Raw genomic sequence first — 13,629 nt, forward strand, 5'->3', positions numbered from 1 at the left:
CTTTAAACTGAAATCAATTCATACAATTGCCCGTATACTTTGCCGTCCGTGAAAAATAGCCGAATGTAATCCTCTTTGCCAATCTCTATGGCAGGCAGCGTGTTTTTGCCCGCGTCAAAAGGGGCTACGAATGGGTATGCCATGCCATCTTCCTTATTGGCGGGATAGCCGCCTTGTTTCTTGACGTAGCACAGGACATCCTTCGCGATCGGCACTTCAGCCGACACTTGGATGTGTACCGTTTTGAACTTGCGGAACAATCCGATTTTGCTCATGACCGAATAATGGATTTTGGCTCTGCCCGCACTGATTTCGATCCGATTCTCGCGGTTAGCCTGCTGGACAAGCAGGGGGCCGCCATCCCCCTCTTCATAGGCATACACCGTAAACGCTACTATGCCGATTCCTTCTATCCGGGTATGATAGCCGTTATTCGCTTTATACTCCGCCCTCGTGTAAAGCTTGGGCTCGCCTTTGCTTCCCAAACCGTCCGCGGATTGGTCGGCAGCCATTTTCCCAATATATACGGCATCTATGCCGCTTGGCCAAATCCAGCGCAGCGTGCAGCGATCCTCCTCCATGAAGCGAGTCAAGCCGGTGATGGCCGGAGAACCGTCCTCTGCATCAACAAACCGCATCTATATCCGCCTCCCGCTTCTATTTAAATCCATGGCTGCGGCTATCTTTCTTCCGCCCGCCGATGCCTGCCGAGCCGGTTCGATCCAAACTGCTCGTTCTGCCGCCCCCGCGCGGCTTGGATACGTTGTTGTCTCGAATCGGTACGACTAACGTAAACAAGCCAATGATTGCCGCGAGCACAAGCACGGCAATGAGCCTGGACATCGCATCTGTTAGCACGTGGCCGGACAAACCCGCATCCAGGATAATACCGGCAAGCAGACCGCCAGCAGCGCCTCCACTGCCAAAGCTTATCGCCAAATACCTGTTGTCGAACAACAGCCCTAGAGCTACTCCGATGGCTGCACCAATGATCACGAGCGATACGATTCGCAGAATCGTATAATACGTGCTCTCGGCCGCTTCGCCAGTCCGCTCTGTCAGGAGCGTCTGCTTGTCGAGCTTATCGTAAATATTTTGAAAAACGAGCGATATCCCATTCGCTTCCGAAACGTCATAGTAACTGCCGCCAGTCGCGGCAGCTAATTGCTGGAGCAGCTGGGCCCCTCCGCCGTTCAATACGCTAAGTCCAACCGTATTCACGGCGACTTGCTTCTCTTGAAATGCCGCAATCTGCTCGTCGAGGCTGGATTCGCTAAACCCGTCTGACAGCAGGATGACCATCGTGCCGCGTCCCGGGTTCTCTTTGCTTATGATCGTCTTCATTGACTCCGCCAAAGCAAGGCTGAAGTCCGTTCCGCCATTCGTTGGCTCAAGTGAATCAATAGCCGCGTTGACAAGATTTTTCTCGGCTTCGCTTCCTACCTTGACGAACGGCTGCAGCAGCTCCGCCGTATCATTAAACACGACTACCGCTACCCGGTTATCGCTCTCCATGTTGCTGATCAGCTGCTTCGCAGCTATGTAACGCTCATTATCCGGGTCTGTCTCGGACATGCTGCCGGAATTATCGATGGCAAGCACGATGTCCTTCACGGGCTTAGCGCCGCCGAACTGCATGCCGTAAATAAGCTGAACCAGCCCTCCCACGACGAACAGCAAAGCTAGCGTAGACGGAATCAGCAGCTTCCAGGATAAATCGGTGTAGCGCTGCCGCCATGAAACCCCGTTCAAACGCGGAGCTATTAATTCCGCGATTAAACATGACAATCCGATACATAGAGCAATGATTCCGAAATATAGGCCAACAACGACGAAGCGCGGCCATCCTTCCGACAGCTTGCCCAGCGTGAATTCTCCGATTGCAAATCCGGCTGCCCCTCCGACTAAACTAAGCAAGAGGAGCAGCGCATTCATTTTCCGTTGCATAATTGACAGCATCCTTTCCGCTTGCTAGTGGAGCGCTCTGAATATCCATGCAAACCGTTCAACGAAGCTCCGGCAGAAGCGCTTGGTCGACCGCATGGAATTCATACCCGTTCTGCTGGTAGGTTTCATAATAAACCTTGCCGTTTCTGTAATACATCAAATCTTCCAAGTGAAAGCCGCCCATCAGATTCAGTTTCTCCACGCCGCTGCTGCGCTTCTCATGCACGCTGCCAAGCTTGTAGATGCGGGTTGTTTCGTCAACCCCAATCGCGTAGCGGATAAAGTCGCTTTCTTGATCCCCGAATACGTATTTCTCTTCATAGCGGTGCTCATGCGTATAGTCGAGAAGCCGGATATGGATAGCCGCCTGCTCCTCCAGCGTTCGGTACAGCTGGTGAAACAGCTCATCCTTGGACAAAGCTTTGCGATTGCTATAGGCAACGGATACGTTGGCGCGCAGCAGCAGCTCCTGCTCGAAGCTCTGATGGAACGGCTCCGCGCGCAGCACGTACTTGCGGCATACTTCGGTCAATCTCTCCAAGAAAGCTTGCTCCCCTTGATCGAGCAGCCCCGACACATTGCCGAGATACCTCTCTTCGAAAAGAAACGAAGCGCCGCGTTTTTCTTCCGTTTCGAGCATTACGCCATGAGTGACCCGCTCATAATATTCAAAAACGTTTTGACCAATGTAATCATCGGCTGAACGGATGCTCTGCAGCGCCGCTTCCTTAAGCTCGGACGCCAGCCCGTTCATTTGAAGCACTCGAAGCCGAAAGGACTCATGAAGCAGCTCAAGCTCCGCGACGAGCCTTCGGTGCAAAGCAAGCTCTGTCTCCAATCGGAACAGCTGCCATTGCTGACGGTAGACCGTGTCGAAAAAAGCACGAATAAAAGCGCGAAGATTTTGCTTATCCATAAACGGCAGCCGCTGAAATTTCAAATCCTCGACGCGCGAGTCACGGATGCGTGCAAGCTCCTCGCCGGCTAACGCAATTTCTCTCGCCAAATCTTTCATCCGCAAGCGAACCATATTCAGCACGCTTCCTTCTTTGTGCTCATCGGTCCAATCAGAAACCTGATAGAAGGTGACTAGCGTCTGTTCGCTCATATGACGGGCGACCGTACGGCGTATTTCATCCGTTGCCTTAATCTCGCTAAGCCGCAAATCGGTTGGTTCCACGAAATGCCTTTGGAAAAAGACCTCGCTGCTATCGCCGAATAGAACGCCTTCTGCCTCGCTGAGCGACATTCGGCGAAGCTGCTCATAGCGAACACCGCTCGTTAATAGACCGGTCATGTCCGTCAGTCTCTCTTCTCCGGGAACCAGCTCCGCGATCCTGGCATCCATCGCCGAGTTGTCGAGACCGAAAAAGGCTAGCTTCGCTTTGCTGTCAAGCTCAGGCTCGCGCTGAAGTCGCTCGGTCATATGCTCGAATAAGTGATAAAGCACGGTCAATGCAATGGAATAAGAAGGACGCATGGCCTTGGCTAGCCCCGCCGAGACGAAGCCTTGCCTGCCAGATTCCGCAACCAGGCTGTTTCTGAACGATGAATTGTTATAGCTTCCGTCGTTTGCATGAAGCGGACTTTCCTTCCGCTTCCTGTTCTTAAGCAGCAGTATGCGGCAAATCATTTCATAATTGTCCTGCATGCCGTTTGGCGTAGTCATACCGCGTTCGTTGCGGTCAGAAAACAAGTAGACGAGATCAAATAAAGGAGCATGCTTGTGCTCTACCGGAATGGCAAGCCCATCTCCGGTAACCTGCAGCTTAGCTGAATACGAATAATCCGGCTGCTGCATGCCCTCGAGCTCGCGGAGGAAGCTGATCCCTGCAGCGCCCGCATAGCCGAAAGTCTCCGATTGGTCACTCTCTTTGATCAAAGCGTATAAATCCATCTGCACCGATTTGAACATCTGCTCAAATATCGATTGCGCGAGCAGCGAAATTTCCGGTATAAGCACATTCATCGGATCGTCGGCTTGCGTAATGACCGCAAGATGCAGTCGATCGAACGACGCATAAAGCCGACCATAATCAGCAATGGTATCGCTGACCTGCCGCAATGATTGATTGAGCTTGCTCAAATGGCTGCCTTGCTTATGGAATGCAATGCTTATTTCCTTGCGAATGGACCGTTTATCGCTATCGGCTGGCACAAGCCCATGCAAGGCTGAAACCCAAATCTTCGATACGTGACGCTCTTGCATGCCGATCCCGTTCGACGGCGACTCTATCGGAGCAGCTGCCCTCGATGATACATGCAAGTAGATAACGCCCGCATTGTTGTCCCATTTCTGCTCATTGGAGCGCATCATCGGCTCTATCGCATGTCCGGCTTCATCACCCACGAATAGAAAAACGGTTGGATAGTGAATGCTGCTCTGATCATCCTCAAGCCCTTTTAATTGATGCTCCGAGACCGAATAATCGGTCGCGAAACGATTCAGCAATTCTCTCATCTCTATTTCAACTTTCTGCGGATTTCATTTAGTTTGGAAGTCATTTCTTTATAGAACCTATGCAGCTCTTCGCCGTTCGCAAGCTCCAGCTTCTCGTATTCAAGACGCTCGCGCGCATCAAGGAATTGGCCAAATAGCTCCTCCAGCTTATGAAGCAATAGCTTCGTGTCCTCTGTTGCCGTGAGCTCCGTCACTCTTCGCGACGCTTTGCGCATCAGCGTGCTGCGGCTTTTCTCGTCCAAGCGCCGGAAGCTCTCGAATACCTCATGCTCCACATAGCTGCTGCTTTTCATTAGATTGGCGAATGGCACCCAAGCCTCTTCTTCCGGATCACGGTCGTACACGTAAAGCGCGCCTTTTTTGCAAATCGTATCCGTATAAAGCGCCTCGATAAACTGGTCAAACCATTTCTCTTCGCCTTGATGCAAGAGCAGAAGCTGTTCAAGCTCATCCGATTTGGCTGCAATCCGCTCGTATTTGGCTAATTCTTCGCGAACCCGCATCAGCTGCTCCGGTGATCGAATCAAGTTTTCTTGGGCAAGCTCCGCGGAGAAGCTTCCGAAAATATCCTTGGTCGACTCCAGTTCCAGCCCTTCTGCCAGCATGCGTTTCAATTCAATCAACGCCCGTTTCACCTCGCCCAAATTCGGCTTCGCCGCATCCAGCTGCATATTGAATGGTTTCAGATGCTCGGAGAGCGTAAACGGCTTCGTGAAGCGAACCGAATAACGGTTGCTCGTATTGTGGTCGACGCCCTTCTCGGCAATGATCTGATAGCTCTCCGCTTTCGCAAACTCGGCACGGACTCTAGCGTTATAGCTTTGCACCCGAGCATTCACATACGTATCTCCCCATGACTTCTCGGGAATCGGAGACGGCAAATACGTCCAGTTGTTGCGGTCGGTCTGCACCAAATGGCGACCGATGCCTTCCTTATCCAGAATCGTGCGCTCATAGCTTTCCTCGTATACCTTAAGCGGCGTATATACGAACAATGGTACGCCATTCCTCGTATTCAGCCAGAATATCCGGTTTTTCACTTCGCTTTCCTTAATCGTGAAATGTGATTTGCCGATCGAGTTGTTCTGGTAGTTCCGAATGCCGCGCAGTATGCTCGGTGCTTGTACGGGAACCGAAACGAAGCCCCATGACGGTACATGCAGATTGCCGGAGCTGTTGCTCAGATGAAAGACGGGCACAGCCTCTTCGTCCAGCTTGCTTGCGATGTGGCGCTCAACGAATTTTTCGATCGACTCATCGTTCCCGTACTTCATGACAAGAAATTCTTCCATCGATTTCATAATGAGATCGCCGAATTTATCGGTCAAAAACTCCGAGATCGAGCTGACGATATCAATTTCCTGCTCCTTCACCCAAAGGTTGGAATGGTCGAGCAGCTCCTGCGTGAAATCGCGGATGAGATCGTCGCCGTCTTTCTTGTCCATCATGCGGCTAATCACATCGGATATATCGGGCACGCCGACAATGTTCCAATAATACGTTTTGTTTCCCTTATGATCCGCTTGCTCATCGCCTTGCATAAGAAGATCGCCGTTTTTCGCAAAAATGGCATTAAGCGTATTTAAAATTTCGGTAAATACGTTGTAGATCCGATTGTTCTCGTTGTTCAGAAGCTGATGAAGATCCTCGTAAAATTCGATTAATTGCTCCATGCGCTCGACGTCGGCATGCAGCCAGTACTCATTGATTTTTGCTTCGATATAGTTATTTTTCTTTTTATCCTTCGACACGAACGCGCTTTTGGCATCGCCCATGCGCTCATCGGCCTGTTCCTTTGCCGCTTCGATTTCACGCGGAAGCCTTAGCAAGCCCTCGCGCAGCGTCTCGATATAAGAAAGCAGCATTTTTAACAAACAGAATCCTTTCTCGGTATAGAGCAGCCGCGACACATAGAAAGGGCCTTGCTCCGGATGCAGGAACGTTCGCCGGATTTGGTCAGTAAATTGCCCAACGATTTCGCCGGGCAGCTGTTTCTTGGCCTTAATGTACTCCTCACGGGCTCTTGCAAGGAAATTCTGCTCCAGCTCGGTGTCCATGTTGACCGCTTGCAGCTTAATTACGTTATTGTAATTCAGTCGTTCGCTGTTCTCGAAGCCAGGAAGCGGCTCTGGCACGCGCGAATCGAAAGTTTTCATCATCGTTTCGAGGTCGATGCCAAGCTTGCGCGCAAACTTCTCGACATCATCCTGGCTCGGCGCTTTCTCGAACATCTTATCCATTTTATTGAACAGTCGATATGCCAAGTACGTCGTCATTTCCTCGATTGGCAACACTGCCGAGGAAGCTCCGATAATATTGTAATCGTAGTTGGCCGGGTACATCTTGTTCATTTGCGCGATGTTCGTCCGGATGTTGCTGATATAGTCATGTATGGCGAATTCTTCGCCCGACTGCTTTTCTTCGCTTGAGATGAAGTTCGTAATATTCTCTGCCGTTACGTTCATGCAATAATCGTATGCATTCTCAAGCAGCTTGCCCTCCGCGTTCGTGGCAGAGATAAGATGGCATAGATTAAACGGCGGAAGCGGCGAATTAACAGATAGGATACTGCCGTACTGCTGCTTGAACCGCTCGCCGCGGCCGTCCACGTTCATCCAGTAGTCGAGCTCCTTCAATGCGGCGTAGCCATTCTTTTTAATATACTCGCGCGTATGGTCACTCAAGCTTTTGTTCGCCAGATTGATATCCGGCGTGAACAGGTAGCCCAGCGTATTTACGCGGTCAATGCCTGCGGAGCCGTGGTCGCGCTCGATGATCCCTCTTACGATATACGAAATATCGAGGAAGCATCCGCTGCCCGTGCCTCCGGATAATCCGGTCAACAGAAATACCATTAGCTTCTTGTTCGTACCGACAGACAGCGTTTTAATTTTCTTGTCGATGCTCTGCACGACTTGGTTAATCTTCGTGAACAGCAGCAGGCGCCCAGCCTGGCGTACGCCCGCGGCACCGTTCATCCCGTCCGTAATGCTCAGCTCGGGTGACAGCCAATCGGTAATGTAAGGCTCCAGGATGCTGCGGTTTTGAAGGAGTCCCCCAACCTCGGCATTGGACAGCAGCACGAATTCATTAATCGGATCGAGTCCGATCCCCTTGTATTTTTTATTGCGGTCTTGTTCATTTGTTTCAAAAGCAAGAAATTCAACGTTATCCGGCTTATCGCGTTTGCGCTTGGAGATTGGATCCTCCGGCAGCTTGAACCGGCGGTTAATCTGGTATTTCAGGCGCAGGAGCGCATCGATGCCGGTACCCCCGAGTCCAATAATCAGAATCGGGTTGTCGATGGTATCAACCCGGATTTTCTCGCTGACGATGCCTCCGCCAAGCGATACGTCAAGCTGCTGTATATGTTCTCTTACGATCGGTTTCATGTTTATTTCCCTCCAGGGCTCTATTTATACCAAATATTCAATGAATATCGTTTTGTCCACTTGCTTCAGAGACACCGTGATGCGGTCTCCGCTTTTCATTTCGAATGCATGGGATGCATCGATGGTGCGCCCTGCTTTCTCGATCGTGCATAAGGAGCCGTTTTGCAAAACAATACGATCGTTGCTGCCTGGCTTGAATACTACCTTCTCCGTTTCCTTAAGCTCAGGTGCGAGCTGCAGCAGTTGATGAAGCAGCAGCTTGCCTTTAAAGGCGGACAGCTTCTTGTACTGAGGCGACGTTTTGTCACCGGTGTTCTCGTCCCTAATTTCTATAATAAGCTGCCCAACGAAGCCTCTGTTCGCCTTTTTCAGAAGCCGCAGGATGAAAAACGCTGCCGCAAGCACAGCTGCGAGACCAATTACACCTAATATGACAGGTACGACCGGAAACGGCTTCTTTTCTTCAACGGCAGGCTGGTCCGGTGTTGTCTGCCCTGATCCTGCCCGTTTAGCCGTAATCGCGACCGCCTCGGTTTCACGGAAGAAGCTCTCTTCTTCCGCCTTCACTTTGATTTCGTAGTCATGTTCATCCTCGATCTTGTACGTTCCTTCGAAATGGTCGCCTCCATTGTCCATAGGCACTTCCTTCGTCGTTCCCGTATCCAAATCCTTAACGAGCAAAACCGCGCTCATGTTGCTGTACTGCTCTTCATCCTTCAACTTTTGTCCGCCGCTGATCAAATAAGAACGGACTGTAACGGCATCCCCCTTTGAATAGGAGGTTTGGGCAAGGGGATCTATCGCCAAACCCAGATCGTAGTTGAAAATAAGATTGATATCGATTTTGTCGCGGTTAACGCCTTTTACTTGCAGCGTCCAATCACCTTCGACCGGTGTAAGCAGCTTAATCAATGAATAGATCTTTGACTTCGACAGCAGGATATCATCCGATGGAATGGCGACGCTGTTGCCAGACGGGTCGATTAGCTTCGCTTCCACGGGCTGGGATGACATAATCGAAATATTCGCTTCCAGCACGTTCGCGTTGGGAACGGAGATTTTCACGTTTTGGTAGTTTCCGTCCGCCGTAAAAGAATCCACCGGAACGACATTCAAATCGAGATGGCTGGCAAATATCTCACTCAGTATTTGCGGCAGATCATCCGCCGAGTCGGTGGAGAACGACTTGCCTCCGGTCATATCCGATAGCTCGGCGAGTGCCTCCTTATTCAATTTCCCATTCGCATTCAGCCCAATCGTGTAGATCGGCACGCCGCTGTCGTTCGCTTCTTGAATGGCCTTATCCATGTCTGCATCAGACTGTGCTTGCGTTCTGCCGGATGCATCATTGAAATCGTTGTTTCCATCCGCCAGCAGGATAATCATTGGCTCATGTGCAGGATCAGCGCCATCCTCCAATATTTGCACGGCTTCCTTAACCCCAACGGAAACGTCAGTGTAGGCACCGCGGTTCAATTGGTCAATGAAGCCTTTCAGATTCGTTTTATCCGCAGCTGATTCAATTTCCAGCAATGCCTTCTCGCGCTGAATCTCATCCGTATAGGCAACGATTCCGACCTGGTCACCCTTTGTCGACAGCATGTCGATGAACATCTTCATCGCTTCGTTGCCGATTTTGCCCGGATCGCTCGTGCTCATGGAATTGCTCACATCAAGGACCAGAACCGCGTCGATTCGCGACGTTCCCTGCGCTGCCTGAGCAATAGAGAGACTGCTGAATGAAAACAAGCATATTGCGGAAGCCAATATAAGTTGTCGTGTAACTCGTTTAAGTCTTTTCATGTTTGTACTCCTTTGTAGTGGGACGAACGGGCCCGATCTGCTAGTCCTATAGTCGCTGTTAGTCATGGCTCCCAGTAAGGTGGTATACTACTAAGTAAGTATACCTGATAGATTTCCATAAATCACTTTTACTGTAAGAGAGGGACCATACATGGTTACATACGTCTGCCTAGGGTTATTGTTTCTTTTTGTCGTCATCAATGTCATCCGATATCGTTCCAAACAAAAACAGGCCCCATCTCCGGAACAGCTTAGCAAACTGGTCTTATCTATTCTAAAAAGCAGCGGGCAGCGTGACCGCGAATGATAAAAAAACAGCCGGTGCTCCTTACTCCTTATATTAAAACACGCTTTCCTTACAATAAGCTTAAAATTTGCCGCAGCTGCAATCACTTTACCGTTCTTGGCGAAGAAAAATGCCCGGTATGCGGCAAATCGGCACTGCAGCAGGTGGAGAAACGAGCCGCTTCCACGTTGCGCCGCTCGCTATGGGGATCGCGATTGATCGTATTGCTGCTAATAGCAATCGGCCTCTTCATGAGCCAGTCTGCGATGCAAACGACATTGCTCGCTCTAGGAGGCATGTCGCTACTCGCTCTATTATGGACGATGCAAAGACGGTCGACCCCTGCACTTTTGCAAATAGAACTTGAAACATTATTTCGCAAGGAGGCATACCCTCTCATAGCGGGGCTTGCCCATGACCGCGAAATGGCCATTGGCGTCTTTCAGAGCGGCAACAAAACGCTCGCTTACGAGATGCTCCGGGAGATCGGGGCTCTCGTTCATACGGACCAGCTTCGTATCGAACAAGTCTTGCTGCTCCAGTCCTTTGTGCTGCGCAAGGACATGGACTTAATGCTGGATCCATTGCTTATGGACCAATTCGATCCCGATCTCGTCGAATATATTGGCGAGCTCGCCAAAATTAGACGCGACCTGCTGAAAGAAAATACGTTCCGGTACGTATTGCTCCATGAGTCGCAAATTCTAAAAATGGAGCATGGCGAGAGCATCCTTGTGAACGTCGCAAGTGCTGCAGTGCGGTTGAAGAGGTATACGACACTCTATCCCTATTTGATTCTTCGGTATGCGCGCAAGCTGCCAAAAGACCGCTTCCTGCGGCTGTATCGAATGCTTCAGAGCAATGCGCAAGCCAGCAATGGGCCGTTATATGAAGAGGTCATGGCTATTTATAACGAAAAGTATACATTTGACGAGGATTTCCAGCTCGGCAGTCGGAATCGCGACTAAACAGAACGATCGAATGGATTTGAGCCATAATAAGCGATGGGAATAAGCCTAAACGGCTGAAGCCGTCCTCTGGCGGCTAGCTTACGTTTCGCGGAGAAATATAGAAAAAGTCGGCAAAATCATATGCTTTCCTATATTTCAAAGAAAATGGCTGTACAGGCGATCTATCCTGTGCAGCCATTTTGTGTCTTCTGGTGATTTCTATTAAAAGCAGCACAAGGCTAATGTCGTAGATTAAAAGTCTCGGTAACAAATATCCAATCATAGCACGAGGTCCGTACATATGTTAAATAAAATACGAAAAAGGAGGTACAAATAGCCGCGAGAGAATCAATTCCGCTAGCTATAAGCTATCCAAATCGTTTAGAAGCTTTGACGCAAATCATGAAAGAAAGGAAAGTGATGGATAGTGAAACGAATAAAAAAGGCTCGTACCAGCGCTATTCTTCCAACAGGAAGCGAGTCACTGATGGATATTACCATGTCACCCGTATCGCCCGCATTGCCGGCAATGCCTGTAGCACCTGCAGCACCTGCAGCGGCGCTTCCTGAAAGCGAACGCCCTTCCTTTTCCCGAATAGGCGTTTTTGGCGGCCTCGACGGAATGATGTCCATGATGAGCAAAGTCCAGCAATTTTTCGGCATTTTCCAGCAAATGCGGCCTGCACTCAAAATGGCAGGCAATCTATTCGGTGCAAAAGCTTTCGTCAAAAGCGTGCCTTCTCCTTCAAAAACGACTAAAAAACAAAAACATAGATCAAGAGCCGTCGCGGCATCACGCAGTAAAGCCAATCGAAAACGCCGCTAACCGATTAAGCCTCCGGACATTTCCTGGAACTAAAAAGGCTGCACGCCACCGATGTCGGAGGCATGCAGCCTTGCAGCTTGCATAATACGTTTAGTTGTCTTTAGCCGAAATTTTCTCTAATGGCTGTGCATTCCCATATACGGGACGCTTGCGGTCAACCGGCTTTGCCCACTTCACGGCATTGACGATGACGCGCTGAATGTCTTTGTTATAATAGGTAGGATACGTTTCATGGCCGGGCCTGAAATAAAAGACTTTGCCGTTTCCGCGGGTGAACGTACAGCCGCTGCGGAATATCTCGCCGCCTTCGAACCAGCTCGTAAAGATAAGCTCATCCGGCGCAGGAATATCGAAATGCTCACCGTACATTTCTTCCTTCTCCAGCTCGATATACTCACCAATGCCTTCCGCGATCGGATGGCTCGGAGCCACTACCCATAGACGCTCTTTCTCGTCCGCTTCGCGCCATTTCAAATCACAGCTCGTGCCCATCAGCAATTTGAAAATTTTCGAGAAATGGCCCGAATGGAGAACGATCAAGCCCATCCCGTTGAGCACGCGCTGTCTTACTTTTTCAACCACTTCGTCCGTAACGTCTCCGTGTGCTAGATGCCCCCACCAAATCAATACGTCCGTATCGTTCAAAACATCATCCGTCAGGCCGTGCTCCGGCTCATCCAGCGTTGCCGTCCCGGCATCAAAGCCCGCTTCTGTTAAAAAACCTGCAATGGCGCCATGTATGCCGTTAGGATATAATTCACCGACTAGCGGATTTTGTTTCTCGTGGCGATTTTCGTTCCATACCGTTACCTTTGCCATTCTGTTAGCACTCCTTATTAGCTCGATTAGTCTCAGTATAGGAAATCCGCCTCTTCAGAGAAAGGCTAAATCATGCCGATTTTATGTTCAAAAGTGTCTTCCTATTCGAGAATCTCTCAAAAAATGCACAATAGCCGTCTTTTTGATGCTTCACTCATCTCCAAAAATGATATACTCCGAATAGGAGGTTGTACCGATGACTATAATTGAAACGACTGCTTCCGGTGTAACCGAAGCGATAAATGAAGAGGTCATTTATCAGAATCCCCTGCTCTTCCTGAAAATATGGGAGATCACCGCCGACGCTCCCCTGACTAGCGGCATGGAGAAGCATCCCTGGCATTTTCACAAGGAAGTGGAATTCCTTGCTATTCTGAAAGGCCATCTCGGCGTACAAAGCAAAAATGATTATCGCATCCTCGGACCTGGCGATGTAATTGTGCTAGGCGCTTCCCAGCCTCACCGAACGCATAAGCCGGTTGCGGAAGCACTGCATTATATCGTGTTTCAAGTCGATTTGGGGAAGCATTTTGACCAGAGCACGATGCCCTACCTTTACTGCTTCTCGGAGCTGACTGAGCCGCTTGACAAGCTCAACTATATATTCGGTCTCAGCGAGGCAGCCAAACGCGAAACGCATTCTTTCATACTCGACATATTCGCAGAATCCCAAACAAGGCTGAAAGGCTATGAGATATCCATTAGCTCGACGATAAAGAGAATGCTGCTCCTATTGTTAAGAAACGATACGCGCAACGTGCTGAACTATACCGTCGAAGCCGAAATTAACCGCTTGCGCCCGGTGCTTGATTATATTAACAACCGCCTGAATGACAAGCTCTGCGTAGAGGAAGCCTGCGCCATGCTTAATTTGAGCTACCACTATTTCATCAAATATTTCAAAAAAACGATGGGCGTCTCCTTCGTAGAGTACGTCAACTATAAGCGTATCAAGCGTTCTGAGCTGCTATTGCTGACGAGCGATCTTAGCATCATCGAAGTAAGCCTTGAAGTGGGCATATCCAATATGGCTCAATTTTACAAGCTGTTCAAACGGCATAATCAGTGCTCGCCGCGGGAATTCAAGCTGCGCATGCGAAGCGAGTCCAAAGTCGCGATGGAAAGGATACAAGCCGTTCTCTAAT

The 13,629-nt window shown here is 49.9% G+C and carries 9 protein-coding genes; 3 read left to right on the plus strand and 6 right to left on the minus strand.

Annotated elements, in window-relative coordinates; genetic code table 11:
• Positions 1–2: 2 nt before the first annotated feature.
• From AC0YN3_RS19185 to AC0YN3_RS19205, 5 genes are read right to left on the minus strand one after another with little or no spacing between them, the layout of a single operon-like run.
• A complete protein-coding gene (locus tag AC0YN3_RS19185; protein WP_475776578.1) occupies positions 3–638 on the minus strand; it encodes a beta-mannanase in 636 nt (211 codons plus the stop codon).
• A 19-nt stretch (positions 639–657) separates the two neighbouring features.
• Positions 658–1,947, minus strand: coding sequence for a vWA domain-containing protein (locus AC0YN3_RS19190; RefSeq protein WP_475776579.1), 1,290 nt, complete (start codon positions 1,945–1,947; stop codon positions 658–660).
• A 58-nt stretch (positions 1,948–2,005) separates the two neighbouring features.
• Positions 2,006–4,408, minus strand: coding sequence for a transcription initiation factor TFIID (locus tag AC0YN3_RS19195; protein WP_475776580.1), 2,403 nt, complete (start codon positions 4,406–4,408; stop codon positions 2,006–2,008).
• 2 nt (positions 4,409–4,410) lie between these two features.
• Positions 4,411–7,800, minus strand: a complete 3,390-nt coding sequence (locus tag AC0YN3_RS19200; RefSeq protein WP_475776581.1) for a tubulin-like doman-containing protein — start codon at positions 7,798–7,800, stop codon at positions 4,411–4,413.
• Positions 7,801–7,824: 24 nt separating this feature from the next.
• Positions 7,825–9,603, minus strand: a complete 1,779-nt coding sequence (locus AC0YN3_RS19205) for a vWA domain-containing protein (RefSeq protein WP_475776582.1) — start codon at positions 9,601–9,603, stop codon at positions 7,825–7,827.
• Between the two features lie 303 nt (positions 9,604–9,906).
• Here AC0YN3_RS19205 and AC0YN3_RS19210 point away from each other — a divergent pair, with 303 nt between their 5' ends.
• Positions 9,907–10,857 carry a hypothetical protein gene (locus tag AC0YN3_RS19210; RefSeq protein ID WP_475776583.1) on the plus strand — a complete coding sequence of 317 codons (951 nt, stop codon included), beginning with the start codon at positions 9,907–9,909 and terminating at the stop codon, positions 10,855–10,857.
• 409 nt (positions 10,858–11,266) lie between these two features.
• The gene (locus AC0YN3_RS19215; RefSeq protein ID WP_475776584.1) at positions 11,267–11,665 is read left to right on the plus strand and encodes a hypothetical protein; all 399 of its coding nucleotides are present in this window, start codon (positions 11,267–11,269) and stop codon (positions 11,663–11,665) included.
• Positions 11,666–11,755: 90 nt separating this feature from the next.
• Here the strand turns inward: AC0YN3_RS19215 and AC0YN3_RS19220 are convergent, their stop codons facing one another.
• Positions 11,756–12,484 (minus strand): ThuA domain-containing protein, encoded by a 729-nt coding sequence (locus AC0YN3_RS19220; protein WP_475776585.1) that lies wholly within the window; start codon positions 12,482–12,484, stop codon positions 11,756–11,758.
• A 196-nt stretch (positions 12,485–12,680) separates the two neighbouring features.
• Between AC0YN3_RS19220 and AC0YN3_RS19225 the strand changes: the two genes are divergently transcribed.
• Complete coding sequence (locus tag AC0YN3_RS19225; RefSeq protein WP_475776586.1) at positions 12,681–13,628, plus strand: helix-turn-helix domain-containing protein; 948 nt, start codon at positions 12,681–12,683, stop codon at positions 13,626–13,628.
• The last annotated feature ends 1 nt before the right edge of the window (position 13,629 follow it).

It is taken from the genome of Paenibacillus sp. J22R232 (assembly GCF_056269165.1).

Bases quoted from the DNA above. Each gene is read 5' to 3' on its own strand.
- AC0YN3_RS19185 (WP_475776578.1), bottom strand. From the start codon at position 638: ATGCGGTTTGTTGATGCAGAGGACGGTTCTCCGGCCATCACCGGCTTG.
- AC0YN3_RS19190 (WP_475776579.1), bottom strand. From the start codon at position 1,947: ATGCAACGGAAAATGAATGCGCTGCTCCTCTTGCTTAGTTTAGTCGGA.
- AC0YN3_RS19195 (WP_475776580.1), bottom strand. From the start codon at position 4,408: ATGAGAGAATTGCTGAATCGTTTCGCGACCGATTATTCGGTCTCGGAG.
- AC0YN3_RS19200 (WP_475776581.1), bottom strand. From the start codon at position 7,800: ATGAAACCGATCGTAAGAGAACATATACAGCAGCTTGACGTATCGCTT.
- AC0YN3_RS19205 (WP_475776582.1), bottom strand. From the start codon at position 9,603: ATGAAAAGACTTAAACGAGTTACACGACAACTTATATTGGCTTCCGCA.
- AC0YN3_RS19210 (WP_475776583.1), top strand. From the start codon at position 9,907: ATGATAAAAAAACAGCCGGTGCTCCTTACTCCTTATATTAAAACACGC.
- AC0YN3_RS19220 (WP_475776585.1), bottom strand. From the start codon at position 12,484: ATGGCAAAGGTAACGGTATGGAACGAAAATCGCCACGAGAAACAAAAT.
- AC0YN3_RS19225 (WP_475776586.1), top strand. From the start codon at position 12,681: ATGACTATAATTGAAACGACTGCTTCCGGTGTAACCGAAGCGATAAAT.